Source organism: Lysinibacillus sp. NPDC086135 (assembly GCF_044746345.1).
GTDB lineage: Bacteria > Bacillota > Bacilli > Bacillales_A > Planococcaceae > Lysinibacillus.
Genome location: NZ_JBIVCA010000017.1, coordinates 49,376 through 70,075 on the forward strand (window position 1 = coordinate 49,376; position 20,700 = coordinate 70,075).

Annotated in this window: 16 protein-coding genes, 1 other RNA gene and 1 pseudogene; 1 reads left to right on the forward strand and 17 read right to left on the reverse strand. The window is 37.5% G+C overall.

The window, feature by feature from the left end:
- Positions 1 to 8: 8 nt before the first annotated feature.
- The 14 genes and pseudogenes from ACIPKN_RS19815 to ACIPKN_RS19880 all read right to left on the reverse strand — a co-directional run.
- Complete coding sequence (locus ACIPKN_RS19815) at positions 9 to 1,379, reverse strand: ethanolamine ammonia-lyase subunit EutB (protein ID WP_400939299.1); 1,371 nt, start codon at positions 1,377 to 1,379, stop codon at positions 9 to 11.
- 5 nt (positions 1,380 to 1,384) lie between these two features.
- Positions 1,385 to 2,809: an ethanolamine ammonia-lyase reactivating factor EutA gene (locus ACIPKN_RS19820; protein ID WP_400939302.1), complete on the reverse strand. Its 1,425-nt coding sequence runs from the start codon at positions 2,807 to 2,809 to the stop codon at positions 1,385 to 1,387.
- 1 nt (position 2,810) lies between these two features.
- A complete protein-coding gene (locus ACIPKN_RS19825; RefSeq protein ID WP_400939304.1) occupies positions 2,811 to 3,329 on the reverse strand; it encodes a EutP/PduV family microcompartment system protein in 519 nt (172 codons plus the stop codon).
- Positions 3,330 to 3,339: 10 nt separating this feature from the next.
- The gene (gene eutS, locus ACIPKN_RS19830; protein WP_053482454.1) at positions 3,340 to 3,681 is read right to left on the reverse strand and encodes an ethanolamine utilization microcompartment protein EutS; all 342 of its coding nucleotides are present in this window, start codon (positions 3,679 to 3,681) and stop codon (positions 3,340 to 3,342) included.
- Positions 3,678 to 4,940, reverse strand: coding sequence for an ethanolamine utilization protein EutH (gene eutH / locus ACIPKN_RS19835; RefSeq protein WP_400939307.1), 1,263 nt, complete (start codon positions 4,938 to 4,940; stop codon positions 3,678 to 3,680). The genes eutS and eutH overlap by 4 nt, the downstream gene beginning before the upstream one ends.
- A 94-nt stretch (positions 4,941 to 5,034) precedes the next feature.
- Positions 5,035 to 5,613, reverse strand: coding sequence for an ANTAR domain-containing response regulator (locus ACIPKN_RS19840; protein WP_142508283.1), 579 nt, complete (start codon positions 5,611 to 5,613; stop codon positions 5,035 to 5,037).
- Entirely contained in the window at positions 5,606 to 7,036 is a 1,431-nt protein-coding gene (locus tag ACIPKN_RS19845) for a sensor histidine kinase (protein WP_400939310.1), read from the reverse strand. The genes ACIPKN_RS19840 and ACIPKN_RS19845 overlap by 8 nt, the downstream gene beginning before the upstream one ends.
- A 255-nt stretch (positions 7,037 to 7,291) precedes the next feature.
- Entirely contained in the window at positions 7,292 to 9,199 is a 1,908-nt protein-coding gene (locus ACIPKN_RS19850) for an ATP-dependent DNA helicase (protein ID WP_142508284.1), read from the reverse strand.
- An 85-nt stretch (positions 9,200 to 9,284) separates the two neighbouring features.
- Positions 9,285 to 10,421 carry a THUMP domain-containing class I SAM-dependent RNA methyltransferase gene (locus ACIPKN_RS19855; protein ID WP_142508285.1) on the reverse strand — a complete coding sequence of 379 codons (1,137 nt, stop codon included), beginning with the start codon at positions 10,419 to 10,421 and terminating at the stop codon, positions 9,285 to 9,287.
- Between the two features lie 3 nt (positions 10,422 to 10,424).
- Entirely contained in the window at positions 10,425 to 12,164 is a 1,740-nt protein-coding gene (locus ACIPKN_RS19860) for an EAL domain-containing protein (RefSeq protein ID WP_400939314.1), read from the reverse strand.
- A 294-nt stretch (positions 12,165 to 12,458) separates the two neighbouring features.
- An RNA gene (gene rnpB / locus ACIPKN_RS19865) (RNase P RNA component class B) lies at positions 12,459 to 12,839 on the reverse strand.
- A 60-nt stretch (positions 12,840 to 12,899) separates the two neighbouring features.
- Complete coding sequence (gene gpsB, locus ACIPKN_RS19870; protein ID WP_100544475.1) at positions 12,900 to 13,193, reverse strand: cell division regulator GpsB; 294 nt, start codon at positions 13,191 to 13,193, stop codon at positions 12,900 to 12,902.
- A gap of 118 nt (positions 13,194 to 13,311) precedes the next feature.
- The gene (locus ACIPKN_RS19875; RefSeq protein WP_400939316.1) at positions 13,312 to 14,568 is read right to left on the reverse strand and encodes a ribonuclease H-like domain-containing protein; all 1,257 of its coding nucleotides are present in this window, start codon (positions 14,566 to 14,568) and stop codon (positions 13,312 to 13,314) included.
- Positions 14,569 to 14,918: 350 nt separating this feature from the next.
- A pseudogene (locus ACIPKN_RS19880) lies at positions 14,919 to 15,539 on the reverse strand (Zn-binding domain-containing protein); the annotation flags it as partial.
- A gap of 423 nt (positions 15,540 to 15,962) precedes the next feature.
- Here ACIPKN_RS19880 and ACIPKN_RS19885 point away from each other — a divergent pair.
- Positions 15,963 to 16,508: a hypothetical protein gene (locus ACIPKN_RS19885; protein ID WP_142508288.1), complete on the forward strand. Its 546-nt coding sequence runs from the start codon at positions 15,963 to 15,965 to the stop codon at positions 16,506 to 16,508.
- 557 nt (positions 16,509 to 17,065) lie between these two features.
- Here the strand turns inward: ACIPKN_RS19885 and ACIPKN_RS19890 are convergent.
- The 3 genes from ACIPKN_RS19890 to ACIPKN_RS19900 all read right to left on the reverse strand — a co-directional run bounded on the left by ACIPKN_RS19890 (position 17,066) and on the right by ACIPKN_RS19900 (position 20,572).
- On the reverse strand, positions 17,066 to 19,330 hold the full coding sequence (locus ACIPKN_RS19890; RefSeq protein WP_400939319.1) for a DEAD/DEAH box helicase: 2,265 nt from the start codon (positions 19,328 to 19,330) through the stop codon (positions 17,066 to 17,068).
- A complete protein-coding gene (locus ACIPKN_RS19895) occupies positions 19,305 to 19,688 on the reverse strand; it encodes a YppE family protein (protein WP_142508290.1) in 384 nt (127 codons plus the stop codon). The genes ACIPKN_RS19890 and ACIPKN_RS19895 overlap by 26 nt, the downstream gene beginning before the upstream one ends.
- 689 nt (positions 19,689 to 20,377) lie before the next feature.
- Positions 20,378 to 20,572 (reverse strand): hypothetical protein, encoded by a 195-nt coding sequence (locus tag ACIPKN_RS19900; RefSeq protein ID WP_053482465.1) that lies wholly within the window; start codon positions 20,570 to 20,572, stop codon positions 20,378 to 20,380.
- Positions 20,573 to 20,700: the final 128 nt, after the last annotated feature.

A 20,700-nucleotide genomic window follows, 5' to 3' on the forward strand; every position in this document is an offset into this window, starting at 1 on the left:
GGATTCACCTACCTTTCAAATATAGATAAATCGCCAGCTCTTGCAGATAGACGACCATTTTCATAGATGCCCATTTTTTCTAACCACGCTAGATATTCAGGAGCTGGTTTTTTACCAAACGTTTGAAGTAATGTTGCGACATCATGGAAGCTCATTGACTGATAGTTCAGCATGACATCGTCGCCCATAGCGGCAGCGATAATAAAGTTGACACCAGCTGCTGTTAGCAAAACACTTAAATCTTCAATATCATTTTGGTCTGCCTTAATATGGTTTGTGTAACAAATATCCACGCCCATTGGGAGACCGTGCATTTTACCCATGAAATGATCTTCAAGGCCAGCACGTATTACCTGTTTGTTATTGTATAAATACTCAGGTCCAATAAAGCCAACAACCGTGTTCACAATATACGGATTAAAATGTCTAGCAAAGCCGTAATTGCGCGATTCAAGTGTTACTTGGTCAATACCCATATGTGCCTCAGCAGATAGCTCCGAACCTTGTCCAGTTTCAAAATAGAATAAGTTCGGGCCAGTTCCTGTTCCGTGCTTTTTCACAAGCTCTTCTGCTTCTCTTATTAAGTCAGCAGAAATGCCGAACGAGCGATTGGCAATTTCCGTTCCAGCAATACTTTGGAAAATCATATCGGCTGGCGCCCCTTGTTTAATGGCTTTCATCTGTGTTGTAATATGTGCTAACACACAGTTTTGTGTAGGAATCGACCAATCATTGATAAACTCCTTTGTGGCTTGCAATACTTTTTTTACACTTTCAACTGAGTCATCTACAGGGTTAATTCCAATGACTGCATCGCCAATACCATAGGACAATCCTTCTTTTAATGAGGCAATAATACCGTCAATATTGTCTGTTGGATGATTGGGCTGCAATCTTGAGGAAAGCGTGCCCTTTTGTCCGATCGTAATATTGCAAGTTGACAGTATTTCTACTTTATTGGCAGCATGGACAAGATCTAAGTTGGACATTAGCTTTGTTACGGCCGCAATAATTTCTGAATTCATGCCCTTGCTTAAGCGTTTTAATTCCCGATCGCCTGTTTCATTGGATAAAATGTATTCTCTTAGTCCCTCGATACTCCAGTTTTTAATTTCTTCATAAATTTGCTCATTAATATCACCTTCAATAATGCGTGATACTTCATCATTTTCAGAAGGAACTAATGGATTTTCTCTTATATCCTTCACTAACAGCTCACTTAAAACGGCCTTTGCCGCAATTCGTTGCTGTACAGATTCAGCCGCAATCCCCGCTAGCTGATCTCCTGATTTTTCTTCATTGGCCTTAGCCATTACATCCTTTAATGACTTAAAATTATATTTTTCTCCACCAAATATCACCGATAGATTCACATTCATCCTCCTTACTTTGAATGGAAAGCAAGTGTTTTTATAACGACTGGGACAACACCAGATGGTAGTACATGCCCAATGTCAATATAATCACCTGTTTCTACTTTGATTTGATCGATGCAAATGATGGGAACTGTTCGATTGATCGCTTGTATCGTTTGCCCAATAACCTTTGCATAATCTGATTGAATGACTATGATAATTGGTATTTCCTTGGAGTTTCTCATAGCTAAGTGCTTCAAAATGGCCTCACATAATGTATGGACATCCGTGAAGCTTAAATATGGTAAATGACTAAAATAGAGTGCAAACGGAGAACGATTCTCCTGTATAGAAAATAGTGCATCTGCTCGTGCAACGGCTGTTTTCACCGCATCGTCGAATTCTTTGCTGTGCGTATCCATATAGCAATCGAAAACAGGCACATTTTTTAAAGGTAATACTTCCGCATCTACCTGAATCGTTGCACCACTAATCTCAGTTGTTTGCGTACCCGCTCCAGTCACTGTTGCCCGAGCTGTTTCCTCTGGTTTTAGCCATAAAAAGGATTGTAGCTGTTCATGCTGTAAAAGACTTTTTGCCAATTTTTCGCCGATATCATCATACTGACGATTTGTACATTCATTTTCATAAATACAGGCGGCTACCCCACCGGAAAAAACGAGTGCATCAATCGGATTATCCCAAGTTGGCAAATGTCCTAGCAATAAAGGATGCTGTTCGTCTGTTAATTGTCCGCTTAGCGTCATCGCTACTATATCCGCCATTTCTTGGATTAATTTTGTAACACGTACATCCTCTGCTGAATCACCAACCTTTAATGGCTTTGACCATCTCTCCATTAGTTTCATAATGGGTGGCGAAATCGATTGGACAACGCTATTCTGAAATTCTATAAGTCTTCCACCGACATGCAATGTACACGTACCAATTACTTCGCCAAACTGCATTACCGCAATATTTGCAGTACCACCGCCGATATCGATGTTAGCGATAACTTTGGCAGTGTTTTTTGATTGCTGTAATGTACCTGCTCCTTTTGCTGCAATGATGCCTTCCAAATCGGGTCCAGCAGTAGCAACTAAAAAGTGCCCGGCTGTATCTGCAATCGCATGAACAACCTCGCTGGCATTTTCCTTTGTGGCAGATTCGCCTGTAATGATAATGGCACCTGTTGAAATATCTGCTGGTGCAATTTGGGCCAATTGATATTGCTGAAAAATAAATTGCTCGATTTTTTCCATATCGATAATTTCTTTATTGATAAACGGTGTTTTAATAATAGGACTTTGATGCAAAACCTTTTTTTCAATAATTTCTATTCGTGGCACATGCGTTACACCTGCAACGTTTTTCAATAGAAAACTACTGACCACCATCTTTGTTGTACTTGTACCAATATCAATGCCTGCACTATAAATTTTTTCTGTCTTCAACTTACTCTCCCCTCTCGCCACTTAAGGGACAATACATGAGATAAGGACTATCACGATCCTTTACAAACTGACGAATTTCTTCGTCAGAATTGAGCTGAATAAGTGGCGCAATAAACTCAATACCAAGCTTTTGCCACGAAGAGGTTTTCACTACAGGACCATGCATCATGACATTTTGTAATAAAGCTGTTGCTCTTTCCACATCTGCAAGGGGTGCATCAATTTTTGTAATGACACCAATTTGTATTTTGGGAATTCCTAAGCTAAATTGCGGAGGAAAAACACTCTTTGATGACGTGGCATCCTGTAAATAAATCACATGTGTCACTTCAAGCGATGTTGCCATAATGTTTCTGTAATACATCGGATTTTCTATATATTCTCCAGGTGTATCAACAATCCAGTCATCATAAACGAGCGCCTGTGTTTTATTGGCTTGTCCATCTTTCCCCAATAACGCATTCATCAGTGTCGACTTACCTGCTTGCACACCACCTATTATCATTACTCGATTTTTCATACGGCACATCCTATGACTTCGTTATTTTTGATGGCGTATAGCCTAGCATCTCTGATAGAAAACGATTAATTTCTAACATCGCCATTTCAACCTCGGAGACACTACCAACAATAACGAGACTGCCAGTAAAGCGATCTAAAAATCCTAGTCTTACGTTGGCTGCCTTTGTTGCTAAATCCCCTGCGATAATAACTGTCTCACTCGGTGTACATGTCATGATGCCCAGTGCACCTGCTTCTTGAATGCCCAGCTTTTGAAACATCTCAGGATCAGGATTTGCTATAAGATGACTCAATGTTAGTTGCTTACCTGGCACAAACTCCTGAATAAACCGTTTCTTTTCTTCACTCACACGTCATCACCTCTTTCAAGATTTTTATCTGTTAGATATTCACCTTCTTTAATAATTCCTGCCTTGCGATCCTCTTGTTCTAGCCTTAAAGCTGTCGGAACAGATAACTTATAGGCTAAAATAATAGCGATAACACCCGCTAAAAACTTACCTGCAATAACCGGTAAAATAATGGTCGGTTGGAAGTTAGCCGTAAACGATAAATGATCTCCTAGAAGGAATGCTGAACAAACTCCAAAGGCAATGTTAATGACCTTATCTTTCGGTGGCATATGTCGAACAAGTGTAAACATGGCTAAGATATTAGCAATTGTCGCTAAAATACCTGCGCTTCCTACTGACGATAAGCCTAATTTTTCACCTACTGCTTCTAGAGGTTTCGATGCATATTTTCTAATTAAGTACACCATAGGGAATGCACCCGCTAGCATAATACCGATATACCCAGCCGTTTCTAATGCCCGGAATTGATCGACTTTATCTGCCATGATCGGATCAAAGCCCCATGCACCAAAGATCTTTGTAAAAATACCTGTAAAAATTTCTACAATCGAGAACACTAGCACAAGCTTGATAGCAGCATCCATCACGCGTCCAAAAATCATGAAGCCTTTGATCATGCCATTTGGAATTAGCTTAAGACCTAACGCAATTAACACTACGAAAATAAATAAAGGTAATAAATTAATTAATATTTGTAAAACTGAAATGGCAAAAACATATGTTGGTTCTGCTGTTGTACTAATCACTTCCCGAACATTTGTATTAAACGTTACAATCATGATGGAAGAAATAAATGCTCCAATCGGAATTGTTAAAACACCCGCCATAATACCTAAAGCCATATATTTATGATCACGCTTATCTAACATGGCAAGACCCATAGGAATAGAGAACACAATTGTTGCGCCAGACATAAATCCGACCACTAGAGCCATGACCCATCCTTCATACGACTCTTTTAACGCATTTGCTAACTGGTATCCTCCCATATCTGAAGCTAAAATTGTCGTTGCTGCAATAGCTGGATCAGCACCAATTAATTCAAAAATTGGACTAATAAAATGACTTATAAACCACGTTAAGTAAGGTATAGCAGCCATGATCCCTGCAGCAGGTACAAAAATATGTCCAACCGTATGAATACCATTCATAAACTCTTTCCCGATTCCATATTCAGCATCTCGAATTGCTCCGAATGCTCCTAAAACTGCACAAATCATAATAAGATAAACGATAACCGTTCCTATCATTGCCATCCTTATCATCACCCCTTTAGTTTTGCTAAAAAATTATGTTATTTATAAAAAAAAAGACGCATTAAAGAGGAAATCTCTTTAAAGCGTCTTTGCTTTAACTATTTACTTGTAATGAATTGATAATGCGCCTTGCAATAAGCACCATTTCCTGTTGAGTCTGCATACTCTCACTGCGAATTTTTTTATAAGCCTCGTCCTCACTAAGGTTTTCTGACTGCATTAGCAAACCTTTTGCTCGTTCGATTATCTTTCGCTTTTCTATTTCTGTTTGTGTATGCAGCAATTCCCCATTTAGACGATTAAACTTATCAATCTGATGAAACGCCACTTCTAATGATGGAAGAACATTTCTTTCGGAAAAAGGTTTCATAACATAGCCTAAAATATTGTCCTGCTTCATGTACAGTAACAATTCTTTTTCACTATAAGCTGATATAAATAGCACCGGTATACCGAGTTGCTGTTCAATAATTTTGCTTGCCTTTAAACCATCTAGCTTTGGCATTTTAATGTCCATTAAGATTAACTGTGGCTTATGTGTAAATGCCAACTCAATTGCTGATTCTCCATTATTCGCTTGTGCTACCACTTCGTAGCCGTTATCCTCTAGCATAAACTTCAAATCAATTGCAATAAGCGACTCATCTTCGACAATCATAACTTTCCTAGTCATTTAGGATAAATACCTCCTCACTTACAGGGAACTGAATATGAGTATGTGTACCTTGTTCGCTAGGGATAATTGAAAATGTGCCAGCTAAATCATATTCAACAAGCCTTGTAATAATCTCCATTCCAAATGATGCTTTCACCTCTTGCATTCCAACGCCGTTGTCAGAAATATAAAGTGAAATAGAGAAAGCATCCTGTTGAAATTGAATATCGATTGTACCCTCCTCACGACCAATAAAAGCATATTTCAGTGCATTTTGCAGTAGCTCACAAATGATTAACGCGAGCGAAACAGCTTTTTTAGAATGACAAAATAACTGTACATTGTCGTCATGAAAGGTTAACTGAATAGATGGTGTGTCGGATGTCCCAACCATTTTATGTCCAATTTTTTTAGACAACGCGATAACGTCTACTTTCTCTTCAGCGTTATCCTCATTTTCTAAAATAAGTTCATAAACAGATGAAATACTATATATTCGGTTTAATGCCTCTTGAAATGCACTTGCACTAGAGGCTGACAAGTCATTTCTCATTTGCAAACGCAATAGACTTGTAACGGTCTGTAAATTATTTTTCACGCGGTGGTGAATTTCTCGTATAGCAAATGTTTTCATCATTAGTTCATTTTCTTTCAGCTTTAGCTCTGTAAGATCGTGAATAATGAGGAGTGTCACTTTATCGTTTTGATCACGAATAGGAATTTTCTTTACAATAAAGGATTTACGATCAATCGTAATTTCTAAGAAAAAGACATCATCGCCTTTATCATAGACCTCCTGTAAAAAAGGTAAAATCTTATTCAATGCAACGTTGTCAAAACGTTCTAGCCCTGATAGTTCCGATATAAATCGGTGACCCGCAGGATTGCTATAGATCACTTTGTTTTCATGATTTGTGAGAATAATGGATTCTACGAGCAAATCAGAAACCACTGGAATCGGTTGAGAATTTGGCTCTACAATATGCTCAATTAATGCAAAAGGCATATGTCGAAAATCATCTATAGGTGTTGTTTGCACTTCCACCTTTTTTTCCTGGATTAACACTGCAATAACCTGTTGTTGGTCATTAAAGAGAGGGACAACGTTTTGTTCAACCGTTATACCTTCCTGTGTGATTGCTCGAGTAATTGATGATTTTTCTTTATTTTTAAACGCAGCAAATACTGCAGGTTCGAAGCTTTCAAATACAAATTTGCCAATTACAGATTTTTCGTATAAGCCATTTTTTGTTTTTGGGAAAGCCTCTGCCACAACAATTGCATGTGGTAAGTTTTCCAGCATACAATCTATGAACATATAACAATCTGTCAACTCAGCATAATACGATAATGAAGCTTCTATTTCTATTAACTTTTCTACATCTGTTGCAGATAAGCTCGTATATTTTTGGCACACCGATTGAATGTTCGACGGGCTCAAACCCCCTATCACGGAATAACCAAATGTTGATTTTGATTATTCTTAAAATTCTTGTCATCATTATAAACCTTTTGCAAAATTATTTTCAATATAAAAAATAATTTATTTTAATAATTTTCGTTGCATTACAAAGAACTATATAGCGTAAAAGAGAAATATTCAACACTTTTTTCAACCTCAACATTATCTCGCGATAGAAATATTATTTTAATATACAAAAAAGCGAGCTTGCATCAGATGCAAACTCGCTTTTTTCTACTTAATTTCTGGTGTAACGGCTAATATATTTTCAAATGTTTCACGTTGCTTTGCTTCTTCTTCATTTAACAAAATATGAATATCTCCATGGTCGTTTGAAGTACGAATTAAACGCCCCATTCCTTGCTGTAAACGAAGTTGCATAAACGGTAATTCCACTTCTTCATATGGATTTTCAGCAAATGTACGTTTCGCATCAAATAATGGATCATGTGGAGGGAAAGGCAAATCATAAATAATAACGCGTGTTAATGCCTCCTCTGGCAAATCTAGACCTTCCCATAAATGATAGGAACATAATGTTTTGATGGTGCCTTCTTGGAAATCACGCACAATTCCTGATAGTTCGCGGTCCCCCTCAAACGCTACATACATCCGTTCCATAAGAGGTAACTCTGCTTTGAAATCTAACATTGCTTGTTTTGATTTAAATAAAACTAATGTTTTTTCACCGTCACGTAATAGCTGTTGAACACGCGCCGTTTTCCCTTTTTGTGATAGCTCATGTAAATAAATTCGCATAACTTTTTCATAATCGAATGGTGATGGAACAGAAAATGATTGATAATCACGGATTCCTAAGCTATAAGCAATATAGGAAAAATCTTTGTTGACTGATAAAGTTGCTGAAGAGAATATTATTGGAAGTTTTTTAGAGAATAATTTTTCTGCTAAAACTTCTGTGATGAGGCGGGGCATAATTACGAGCGTTTCCTCTCCATCAGTTTCCTCTAACCAATCGACTGCATCTCCCTGCGCTATGAAAATACGTAAGGATGCCTCGTATTGTTCTAAATACTCCTCTGCCATATTTAATTCATATTCTGGAATCATATACATTTCAGATTCAAAGACAAGTTCCTCGAGTAATGTTTCAACATCAGCAATAAGTTGTTTACCGTATTTCAATAAATTTGGCGATTTATTAATACGTTTACGCTCTTCTTCAGAAGCTACTAGATCATCTCGTAGCTGGTCAAAAAATAACTCATGGTCATCTTGTAATTTTTCCATAGCATATAATGTACGTTCTCGCACACCATCTACCATTAAACGCTCTAACAATGTAACAATTGTTGTCGCCTGTACTTTATACGTCATTGCTTTTTGTGCGGCATATTCTAATAAATGGCCTTCATCTAGCACAATCATTGACACTTCAGGCAATAAAGCTAATTGCCCTTCACGTTCACGAGAATCCTTTGTAGCTAAATGTTCCATTAAAAAATCTTGTGAACAAATAATGAGATCCGCCGATTTACGATAATGTGCACGATGTAATGTTTGACCACATCGATTACGCAGGTCACATACTGAACACTGCATAATCGAGTTGTAGTTTACTTTTTGCCAATCTTCATCACTGACAGTTGGATAATCACTACGCTCACCATAAGGTTGTATAGCAATCATCGAGCCCTGTGCATATACTCCATCAGGTATAGAAAACGCAATATCGTCGATCCATTCATCGGACACCACTTTTTCAGCTTCCTCAAAACGCTTTAAACATAAATATTGATCTCGTGACTTTGCTAAGCGAACATCAATTTCAAGACCTAACGTTTTTTGTAGCTTATAAATATCGCCGCCCTCTTTTACTAGCTGATCGATTAAAGTTTCATCAGCACATGCGATCAGAGCTGGTTTTCCAGTATAACGTGCATAGGATACAGCTGGTAGTAAATAGGCAATTGTTTTTCCAGTCCCTACACCTGCCTCAGCAAAAAGCACGTTTTTCTCTTTTAGAGCCTGCTCAATTTGATATGCCATAAAAATTTGTTCATCACGACATTCAAAGCCCTTTTCTGGTAATTCATCGTAAAGGACGTCCCCCATCCAGTCACCTAATGACTCAAAAAATGAGCGGTCCTTCGTTAATACAAATGGTAAAGATTTACGCAATTGACGTTCCCCCTCTAACTATCTGTTCCTATTATACGCGACGAAACGGAAGATAAGAAAAAATCTTATCTTCCGTTACCGTTTGTTAATCTCTTTTAGACTTTTGTCCCCAGAACTGGTAATAATTTGTTTCAATAAAGCCATTGAATAATTTACGCTTCTTCGTCGATTGACGACCGTACAATTCCTCAAAGTTTTTCATTGAAGATAACATGTATACAGACCAAGTCGGATAGTTTTTCATGACTTTTCCTAAATCACGAATTACCTGTTCCACGACTTCGATGTCACCAATACGCTCTCCGTATGGTGGATTACCAATCAAAACACCATCTGTTAGCTGTGTTGTAAAATCACGTGCTTGCATTTGCTTGAACGTAATCATATCACCAAAGCCCGCTTCTAGTGCATTTTCTTGTGCAATACTCACCATACGATGATCTATATCAGACCCGATAATTTCTAATGGTTGATCGTAGTTCGCTAAGCTATCCGCTTCATCTCGCGCTGCATCCCAAATTTTTGCCTTCATCCATGGCCAATTCTCTGAAATAAACTCACGATTATAGCCCGGTGCAATATTTTGGCCAAACATTGCTGCTTCTAATGCAATTGTACCTGAACCGCAGAATGGATCAACGAATGGTCGATTCGGATTCCACTTTGAAATTTGTACGAGTGCTGCTGCTAATGTTTCTTTTAATGGTGCTTCACCCTGTGCTTGACGATAACCACGCTTATGCAAGCCAGCACCCGAAGTATCAATAGTAAGTGTAGCCACATCTTTTAAAATTGAAACTTCTATTTTATACGTTGCACCTGATTCATCTAAAAATCCTAAACGCTTATAATGTTGTTTCATGCGCTCTACAATTGCTTTTTTAGTAATTGCCTGACAATCGGGTACACTAAATAATTTGGATTTAACAGATTTCCCCGATACTGGGAAAGCTGCATCAACTGGTAAGTATTTTTCCCAAGGTAGCGCTTTTACACTTTCAAATAACTGTTCAAAAGATTTAGCAGGGAACTGTCCCACAACGATTTTTACTCGGTCAGCTACACGTAGCCATAAGTTTGTCCGTGCAATGGCCGTTTCGTCACCTTCAAAATACACTTTGCCGTTATCGACTGTTGTTTCATAGCCTAATGCCTGTACCTCTTGTGCTACAATCGACTCTAGTCCCATTGCTGCAGTTGCTACTAATTTATAGTTTGCCATACACTAATTCCTTCCTTGATGTTCAATTTCCCAATACTCCATAAACTCCATAAGTTCGTGAAGTGGCAACGGTTTGCTGTAATAATAACCTTGAATTATATCACAGTTCATTTTACGTAGTATATCCACTTGTTGTGCTTGTTCTACACCTTCAGCAACAACTTTCATTTTTAGACGATGCGACATTTGAATAATTGCATCCACTACTGCCTGTTTTTCATCGAGTGAGCCAATATGCTGAATGAAGCTTCGGTCGATTTTTAAATAATCAAGGGGGAAGCGAACCAAATAACTAAGAGATGAATAACCTGTCCCAAAATCATCAATAGAAATTTTAAAGCCCATTTTCTTCAGCTGCACAAGCTTGCTAACCGTTTCATTGGCACTGTTCATCACAGTACGTTCTGTAACTTCGATTTCAAAATTGTTAGCAGGCGTGTTATAACGCTCTAATATTGACTGAACAGAGTCTAAAAAGTTTTGTTGCTTAAAGTGAATACTTGAAATATTAATAGCAACTGGCGTTTTGTAGCCACATTGACGCATCTCTATAACTGCCTCACAAGCTTTTTCTATGATCACTTCACTTAAAGGAATGATTAATCCTGTTTCCTCAGCATACGGAATAAATTCTGCTGGAGAGACGAATCCTAGTCTTTCACTATTCCAACGAACAAGTGCCTCTAGCCCTTGAATTTCTTCATTTTCCATAGATACTTTAGGTTGGAAATGCAGATGAAATTCCCGGTTTTCGATTGCTCTTCGTAGTTCTGAATCTAATAATAAAACACGCTGTGAGTCAGTCTTCAATTCATCAAAATAAAAAGCATAGTCGTTAAGGCCATTCTTTTTTGAATAAGTCATTGCCTTGTCAGCGCAATGAATCAATTGCTCCGTTGCTTCACCATCTAATGGATACATACTGATACCAATACTCGTAGAAATAAAAATATCTTGACCATTAATATCCAAAGGCTGTTCAATAATTCCAATAATTTGTTCAGCAAAATTTGCGGCTTCTTTGGCATTCTTCACGTTTGTTAACGTAATAATAAATTCGTCACCGCCATATCTAGCAATGATATCTTTATTTTTCAACAATGTTTTTAAGCGCTTTGCCACTTCTACTAGAATGGTATCTCCGACCGCATGACCTAACGTATCATTAATTTGCTTAAATCGATCTAAATCTAAAAAATAGACTGCATGCTGTACTGAATGAGAAATAGTAGAAGTTGATTCTAGTAGATTATCCATTCTTTCAATATATGCAAATCGATTTGATACATCCGTTAATGAGTCAGTTAATAAACGCTTTTCTAGTTCATTTTCTACTATTTTTCTCTCAGACAAATCTGTGAAAATACCACAGTAATTTGTAATTTCTCCCTCATCGTTGGTTATACCAACAATTGTTAACCATTCTGGATATACGTCTCCGGTTTTACGACGATTCCATATTTCCCCCTGCCAATTGCCTTCTTGTCGTATCTTTTGCCACATATCTAAATAAAATTGCAATTCATGAACACCTGACTGTAGAACGGCTGGCGTTTTTCCAATCACTTCATTACGCTTATAGCCGGTAACAAATTCAAATGCAGGATTGACCATTTCTATTCTTTTCTCTTTATCCGTAATCATGATGCCTTCAGATACATTTTCGAAGATTTTTGTTATTAATGCAGTAGGATATTTGGAAATCGAATTTAGCTTCTCCAGACTATCGTTCACTCCGTTCATGTTTCCGCTCCATCCTATCTCTCTTTACTACCCTCATTTTTCAGAAAAGCGCTTTTGCGTCAGTCTACTCGTATGTAGACAATATGTACATCGATGCGATAATAGTTTATTAGATGTTTATGTTTCGAATCGTAGTGACAGGGGCATGACCAACAGTGTACAGCCTTATTCTCAAACGTATATCGCTCATGTCTAGACATGATTAACAAGTAACTTTTTTCTTACTGTATTCAAAAGAAAAGCTCTCCACCAAATTGGAGAGCGCTTGTCATTTCATAATAAGCATCAAAAAAATTCCATAAGCCATGTTTTGTTCCCGAGTACTCAAACAGCTATCGCCTCGTACGACCGGGTAGTAATCATCTATCTACAGAGCCAGCTCTGTCCCTCTATCCGTTCAATTCCTTCAAGAGAGTGCCCCTACCATAATTTGGGTTTCTCACTCGTGGGGTTTACCTCGTTCCACCTTGCATGTTTCCAAGCAAGCTACGTCACTGTGGCACTTTCAGGAAGTTTCAACCATATCATTAAGACTTAGGTTTTCCTTCCGCCGTCAGCCTTTACAGCTGCCTTACCTTATTTTTTCAGTAAGCACGAACACTACGGTCATCTCAGAACCGTGCGAGCATGGACTTTCCTCTACGACGTCTAGCGCCGCAGCGATTACCAGAATTTCATGATGATAAAAAGATTATACTAGAGTTTTATGATAAATACAATATATTTGACAAAAAATTATTCGTACAACTTACTACCAAATACGTGTTTCTCTAAATTCGAAAGACGTTTTAAAATATCAAAGTTTGTCGTACCAGTAGCAGATGCAACAGGTTGTCTCTTAGGAGTATTATCAATTTCTTCTTTTAGCTGTTTATTTTCTTCACGAAGTTGGGCCACCACTTTTTCAAACGTTTCATAGTCTTGTATTATCTCATCAAGAAATGAATCGACTTCTTCTACATTGTAGCCTTTAAAATTCTTCTTAAATTCCTTTTCAAGGATCTTTTTTGACGTTAATTTAATATCCATTCACATCGCCCTTCCTCACACTACATGCGTTACATTATAGCATACTTCATCACATTATATCGTCTGAAAACATTAAATGTAAGGCTAAACTTGTCGTTTCTTGCGCTTACCCGGGAAATTATTTCTTATTTCCTAACCTGAGTAACCTCTTTTCCCAAGAAATTTCCCATTTCTCCTTTTGTTCTACTCTCCATTGCTCATTCTTTTTAATTAATTTTATGCCCTCTTGCGTATAATAAATGGCCTGGTTATAATCTTTCATTTGATGTTCATATATCATAGCGAGCTGTTCTAATACATGCAACTTTTTTCGTGAATCAACGAAATGAAGAGCAGCCACAAATGCATCGATTGCTTCACTAAACTTTTTATTTTTTTTCTGCTGGATTGCTAAATAAAATTGTGCATTTCCTGCTTCTAGTGCATCAAATTGGGTCGTTACCTTTTCCAAAACTTTTACGCTCTGTGAACCCTCTTTTAAATCAGCATACCATTTCCCGATATTTGTAAACGTTTTTGCCGATTCTTCGCTTGCCTCCTCAAATAGCAAATTTGTAGAATGGACATAAAGCGTAATCAGTGAAAGTAAATCCCATTCATTGTGAAGAAGGACTTTCATAAGTGCATCTGGAACACCGCTTTTAATTGCATCTAAATAAATGATTGGTGCTAGATATCCAGGTATATCTCCAATGCGGGAAAAGCCAAGCTTCTCTTCTTCCACAGATGTTAATTTCATTCGTTCCATATCATTTTTCCATAAACGCTTTGAACTATGCAACAAATCAATTTGCCGCTGTGTACGCAATTTAGGTAATTCTTTTTGATGGAGTGTCCAACGTGTTTCAAGTTGCGGCCAGTCAAAGCTTTTTCCATTGTAGGTAATCACCGTTGCTGTTTTTTGCCAAAGCTTCGATTCAAAAAGTAACGCGGCCTCATGAGCAGGATCGGCTAGAATAAATTGCGTTAAAATAAAGCTTTCATCTTCTTTTGACACTTCTAAAAAGCCCAGAAGAAAAATTTGTGTACCTACACCCTTTAACCCAGTAGTTTCCGTATCAAAAAATAATACCTTTTCATCCATTTTTAACGCATATGGATGTTCAAACTTTGCCTCTTGCCATTTTACTAATGCATCAAAATATGACTGCAACTTATAATGACCATGCTGAAAACCAAACGGATATCGCACTTGTCGTTTAAAAACAATACCGAAATCATTTTCTACAACTGTCAGGCCCGCTTTTGCCCACTGCTCTGTATAGCTTGGAGCAATAGGCTTTTGATAAGCAGGTTTATCCTCTTTTTTTATAGTTGTTGTCGTTTTTTTACCGAGCATTTTTTTCATTTGTAAAATTTTATTTTCGTAAGACATTTACTTCACTCATTTTCTGCATGTAAAATTGCTAAAATTTGTGTACGTTTTTCTTTGCTTGCTATAAACTATTTTGAGTTTTTACCACAAGTATAACTTATAGTAATCATAGTGCAACTTTTAGCTATTGCACAAAAAGTACGTGATTTTTAGAAGGGCTAGACGAATGCTCTTGTCGTTTTGATTTCGTCGCAGAGTACAGGTGAATTTAGTGGATAAAGTTAATCCTATAATAATTGAAATCTTTTTCGGATAAGAGTAGATTTTTCGCTGAAATCGAGCAACCGTAAATTGATTTATACACGAATGCAAGAAGAGGACTTAAAGGAATAGAATTAGACTTTTTCCTATCAAGCCCTCTTCGTACTCTTATTTAAAATTCGAAGTAAATCTACTACCTTTTTCTTTGCTTGTTGTAAGCTATCTTGAGATCCTATGCACGATGGGCATCCTGATTCGCAAGCACAATTTGCTACATGCTCCAATGTCTTAGTCAACAAATCTTCCCACAAATCATATACTTTTTCACTTAAGCCGATACCACCAGGATACTTGTCATAGACAAAGAATGTTGGCAATTCATTATGAGTTGCCTTTACCTGTGGGACAACTGCTACATCACTACTATCACATTGAATAAACAAAGGTATGAACGCATTCATCGCATATGCAGCTTCTGTCATGGCGTCTGTTAGCTCCTCCTCCGACCATTTTTCCAGCGCAGAGAATGATAGCCACGAAGAGCTTGTATGCATTTCGTCCGGTGGTAATGAATAGGGCCCGAACCGATATTATCGTGTGTACCGAAGCGTATTTTTTAAAGATCGTTGCCTGTGCGACTAACCCAACATCACCGAAGCCAATAATACCGCCTTTATAATCTCGGCTCCGATCTTCCTCTAGCACCTTCATCTCCCAGCTAGATTAGCGTCAGTATAGTAATCGACATCTACTTCTCGTACATACGCTTTATATTACGATAATTGTTTACAGCTTAAACGTGCTAGCATAGCTTCACGTACTTACAAATTGTAGTCTCTTAAAAGCAGTACTATGGAAATCAGCACGTATTTGGCTTCGAGAAATTGAAGAAAAAAAGGTCCCCTAAGGATTTTGAGCCGTCAGTTTCCCCTGTTAAAGATTATAGTAAATAAATGGATGTTTACTACTTTTATTTGAGTGTCTTTCATTTTCTTAAAAACGGAAGAAAATGAATAGACGGAAAATTCATTTAATTTTATACAACGCTAGTGAATCCTAGTATCAAAAATATCATTTTAGTAATATAATTATATATTATACTAGATATTTATTCTTATTTTCATCATAAACTATATATTAAATACATTATTTTGTATAATATGTATATATATTACAAGAAAGGGAGTGTAGTTTTGAAAAAATGGGTTATGAGTTTATTCACAGTATTTATAGCTACATTTGTATTATCTATTAACGAGGATTCTGTTAAAGCAGCGGAAATGGAAAATACTAACGAAAATAATATGGCAAAATATTATGATGCCGATAATCAGGAAATAACACCCTATACTGAAGAGGAATATTTAAAAAAAATAGAGGATTCCTCTAAACAGGAAGAGACATTAATTTCTTCAAGAAGTGCTCAATATCCTAATCATTATGATGATTTTGGCAAAGGTGAATTTAAAAATTTTGTATGGATTAACAATGGCAAACTATATAAAAATCCTGTTTATGTAACTGTAGAAAGAGTAAACAGAACAAAGGATCTTGCGGTTTATTTTTATGACAGCTCAGATAAATTCGTAGGGAAAGTAGTTTTCCCTACATCTGGAACTTTCTGGAAATCAGCACCAACAGATCACTTACCTCGTGGAAAATCTTATAAATTTAAATTGGTAAGTGAGAGTGGTGAATTAGCGAAAGTTAAACAAGGGGAAATCGGATACGACAATTAAAATAGAAACATATAAGGTTTCCTATTAAATGGGTTAGCTATAAGTTGTAATTGACTTATCAGCTAGCCCGTTTTATTTTTCCATTTCCATCACGCATCAGTTACGTCACATGTTACAGTCCATCCAGTACTGGCAAACAAGTAACTACAAATTACAAACTCCAGACTAAGAGTGAGTTCCACTATAAGTTGTGCGTTTAAACTGATATGCTAAATCGAAAAATGTTGAGAAAGCTATGATTGTTTTACGAACTGACTTATCATCCTTGTTGGAAAATTGGTGCTGATGTTATGAAAAATGACAATGTATTTACTCTTAAATCAGATTAATGCAGATTCGGGAAATTTAAAAATGTAGCCAATTGCAGAAGGTAGTATCGAACTGAGTGCAAAAAGACTTAAGTTACTTCGCTTAATTTTGAAAAAACACCCTAACTCTTCTCGACGTCAACTAAAAGCACTTACTAGGAACAACTGTAAGATGATTTATAAATTAATCAAAGAAGAGGGCATGGTGGGATAGTGCTAGACTTTTTCCTCTCATACCCTCTTTTATCTCTAATTTAAAATTCGAAGTAACTCTATTACTTTTTTCTTCGCTTGTTCCAAGCTATCCTGAGCCCCTATACATGATGGGCATCCTGATTCGCAAGCACAATTTGCTACATGCTCCAATGTCTTAGTCAACAAATCTTCCCACAAATCATATACTTTTTCACTTAAGCCGATACCACCAGGGTACTTATCATAAACAAAAAATGTCGGCTGCTCATTATGAGTTGCCTTTACCTGTGGGACAACTGCTACGTCGCTACTATCACATTGAATAAACAAAGGTATGAACGCATTCATCGCATATGCAGCTCCTGTCATGGCGTCTGTTAGCTCCGCCTCCGACCATTTTTCTAGCGCAGAGAATGATAGCCACGAAGAGCTTGTATGCATTTCGTCCGGTGGTAAATGAATAGGACCAGAACCGATATTATCGTGTGTACCGAAGCGTATTTTTTTAAAGATCGTTGCCTGTGCGACTAAACCAACATCACCGAAGCCAATAACTCCACCATGATAATCTCGGCTCCGATCTTCTTCTAGCACCTTCATCTCAACTGCAAGATTAGCGTCAGTATAGTAATCGACATCTACTTCCCGTACATACGCTTTCTTCTCTTCCCAATCAAGCTTTTCTACTTGAAATTGAATGCCCTGATGCAAATAAATCGCCTCTTCATGTAGTAATGTCATCGCACTATGACGATCCATTTCACCAATAACCTTTGTTTGCGCAGCGATAGTCATATCAATGATTACAACATTTTCTTGCGAAGCAGAGCGAAGACTAATGTCATGGGCCGGGAAACGGTCACTCATCCAATGCCACTTCTCACTCGTTTTAAAAACAACGCCTTCCTCCGCTAAATAGGCCAGTAACTCCTGAATCTCATATTCACCATACATATCATGTATGGAAAATGGTAGCTCAAACGCTGCACATTTCAAATGATCCATTAAAATCAACATATTTTCAGGATAAATTCGCGCTTCCTCTGGTGCACTACCAAGTAAAAAAAGTGGATGGTTCACTACGTACTGGTCAAGTGCTGCCGATTGTGCTACATAAATGATTAGCGCCTCGTCCTGACGACGGCCAGCACGACCAGCTTGCTGCCAAGCACTAGCGATATTTCCCGGGTATCCCGTCATGATACATGCTTGTAATTGGCCAATATCGACACCTAATTCCAGTGCATTTGTACTAACCACCGTTTGAATAGTACCATCACGAAGCCCTCGTTCAATAACACGTCGCTCAGAGGGTAAATAACCACCACGATAACCTCTCACCGATTCATCTAAAAGCTTATTGCGTGTAAGTTCCTTTAAGTACGTTACAATCATTTCTACTCGTACACGACTTTTAGCAAAAATAATGGTTTGAATACCTGCTGTATATAATCTTTTCGCGAGATCGCTTACCTCTAAAACAGCACTTCGACGCACGCCAAATGTTTTATGGACGATTGGTGGATTATAAAAAAGAAATGTCTTTTTCCCAACTGGCGCGCCAGAATCGCTAATTAAGGCATGGCTTTCATTCGTTAAAGCTTCCGCTAACTCTTTTGGATTTTTGATGGTTGCTGATGTACAAATGAAAATCGGCTTACTGCCATAAAACTCACAAATACGTTTTAATCTTCGAATAACGTGCGCAACATGCGAGCCAAACACACCTTTATATGTATGCAACTCATCAATGACGATATACTGCAAATTTTCAAATAGTGAAACCCATTTCGTATGATGTGGCAAAATCCCTGAATGAAGCATATCAGGATTTGTCATTACAATATGCCCTGCCTTACGAACCTTTTGGCGAATGCCAGGCGCGGTATCCCCATCATACGTATAACTTAAAATTTCCTCACCGCTTTGTTCGATTAGTTCATTTAAATCATTTTTCTGATCCTGCGCCAAAGCTTTCGTTGGAAATAAATAAATCGCGCGTGAATTTTTATCTTCTACTATTTTTTGTAGTACCGGTAAATGGTAGCAATATGATTTTCCAGACGCTGTTGGTGTAACGGCAGTAAAGGAAACACCCTCCATCGCGTATTCAAACGCCTGACGTTGATGGGTATACAGTTGTTCTATCCCTCTTGCGCGAAGAGCCTTTACAAGTGAAGGATGTAAATTCTCTGGTAAAGGTACATATTTAGCTTCACGCCCTTCAAGCGTTTGCCAGTGTAAAATGCGTTCCTTTAACTCCTCATCATATCTCCACTCGTTTAACAGTTCACTAATGGTCCTTTTTTTCGATAACATCTGTTTCTATCTCCTTCACTAACCTTTCAAAAATTTTTAATGTATAAGAGGTTGAATGAATCGCATCTAAAAAACGCTTTTTACTCGTTTCTTTATAAAAGGATTGCACAACAAACTGCTCCATCGATTCCACCGCTGAAGCAATTTGTTGTGTATGCATATATTTTGGCTGATTTTTTTGAATCCACTTATTCGCCTCTTGCTGCCATTCCTTTAAAAGCTGGTGAATGACATCAGCGTGTGGCTTAACCTCCACAAAAAAGTCAGGAGAACGATTCTCCTCACGCATTTGCCAAAAGCGTGAAACACATTTTTCACATTCATCTACTAATTGGGAAGTTTGCTGCAGTAACAACAATTTCGCACCTCATCTCATTAATGAAGGCTCATCACCATAAAGTAGGGTTGAATCCGTTTCAACTATGCACTTTCCTGAGGGCGTCCGATAAGTCGCTTGGAACAACCAAGGTTCTTCTGTGCGAAAGCCTTAACGCATTACATGTCACATGTTTCAACACAACTTTTGGTGATGAACCTTAGAATTTTATCGTATTTAGGTTGAATCCATCCTTAAAATGAAGATTCACCTGCATTTACATGAACGCAAGCGAACCTATGTTTCTAAAATTCGTTCTACCTTAGTCTACAAAATATTTATATTATATGAGTTATATTACTCCCAATGATGAATAAAAGCTTTATTTATGGCTCATCACCATAAACTTGGGATTGATTTCCGTTTCGACTGTGGGAAAGAGCAACGACAGCTCACAATGTTGGTCTCAAAAGAGCTATCACAGGACATAATGTTTTTAGTCTTTGTCCCACTACTAGCTCGTTCTCGGGTCTCACCAGTGACTAAAGCGTTGCCTTTAGTCTTCACACCAATCAGCCCATATAAATGGCATATCTTTCAAGAAAATGACATCCCTAGCTTTTGGTGATGAGTACTATTTAAGGTACATCACTCATAGTGGTAGATAATGTATGAAAAATACTCATATTGGGTTATTTATATTGCATATGAGATAAGTGTACCAAAGTCTATCATTTTTCACTACTAATAGGCGAACAAGCATTCTTTACTTGCCAGTTCTTTTCTGCTAAGCTTACTTTCTGGCTAACAGATTTAAGCTGCATAAAAAAATTCATGCTCTGTGCGTTGTTTTCCAAAGACACTCTCGTTAACAGTAATTGATTGACCAGATCCAACTGCGCAACTAATTGTTTTAACTTGTTCAAAATAACGCCTCCTTTGCTTTAATTTATGTATTCCTCGCATGTATAAAATTACCTTCATGCGTGACAAAATAAGCGTAAGTTAGCTGAAAGAAGAAGTATTTCGATAAAATTTAATTGAACTAGTCTAT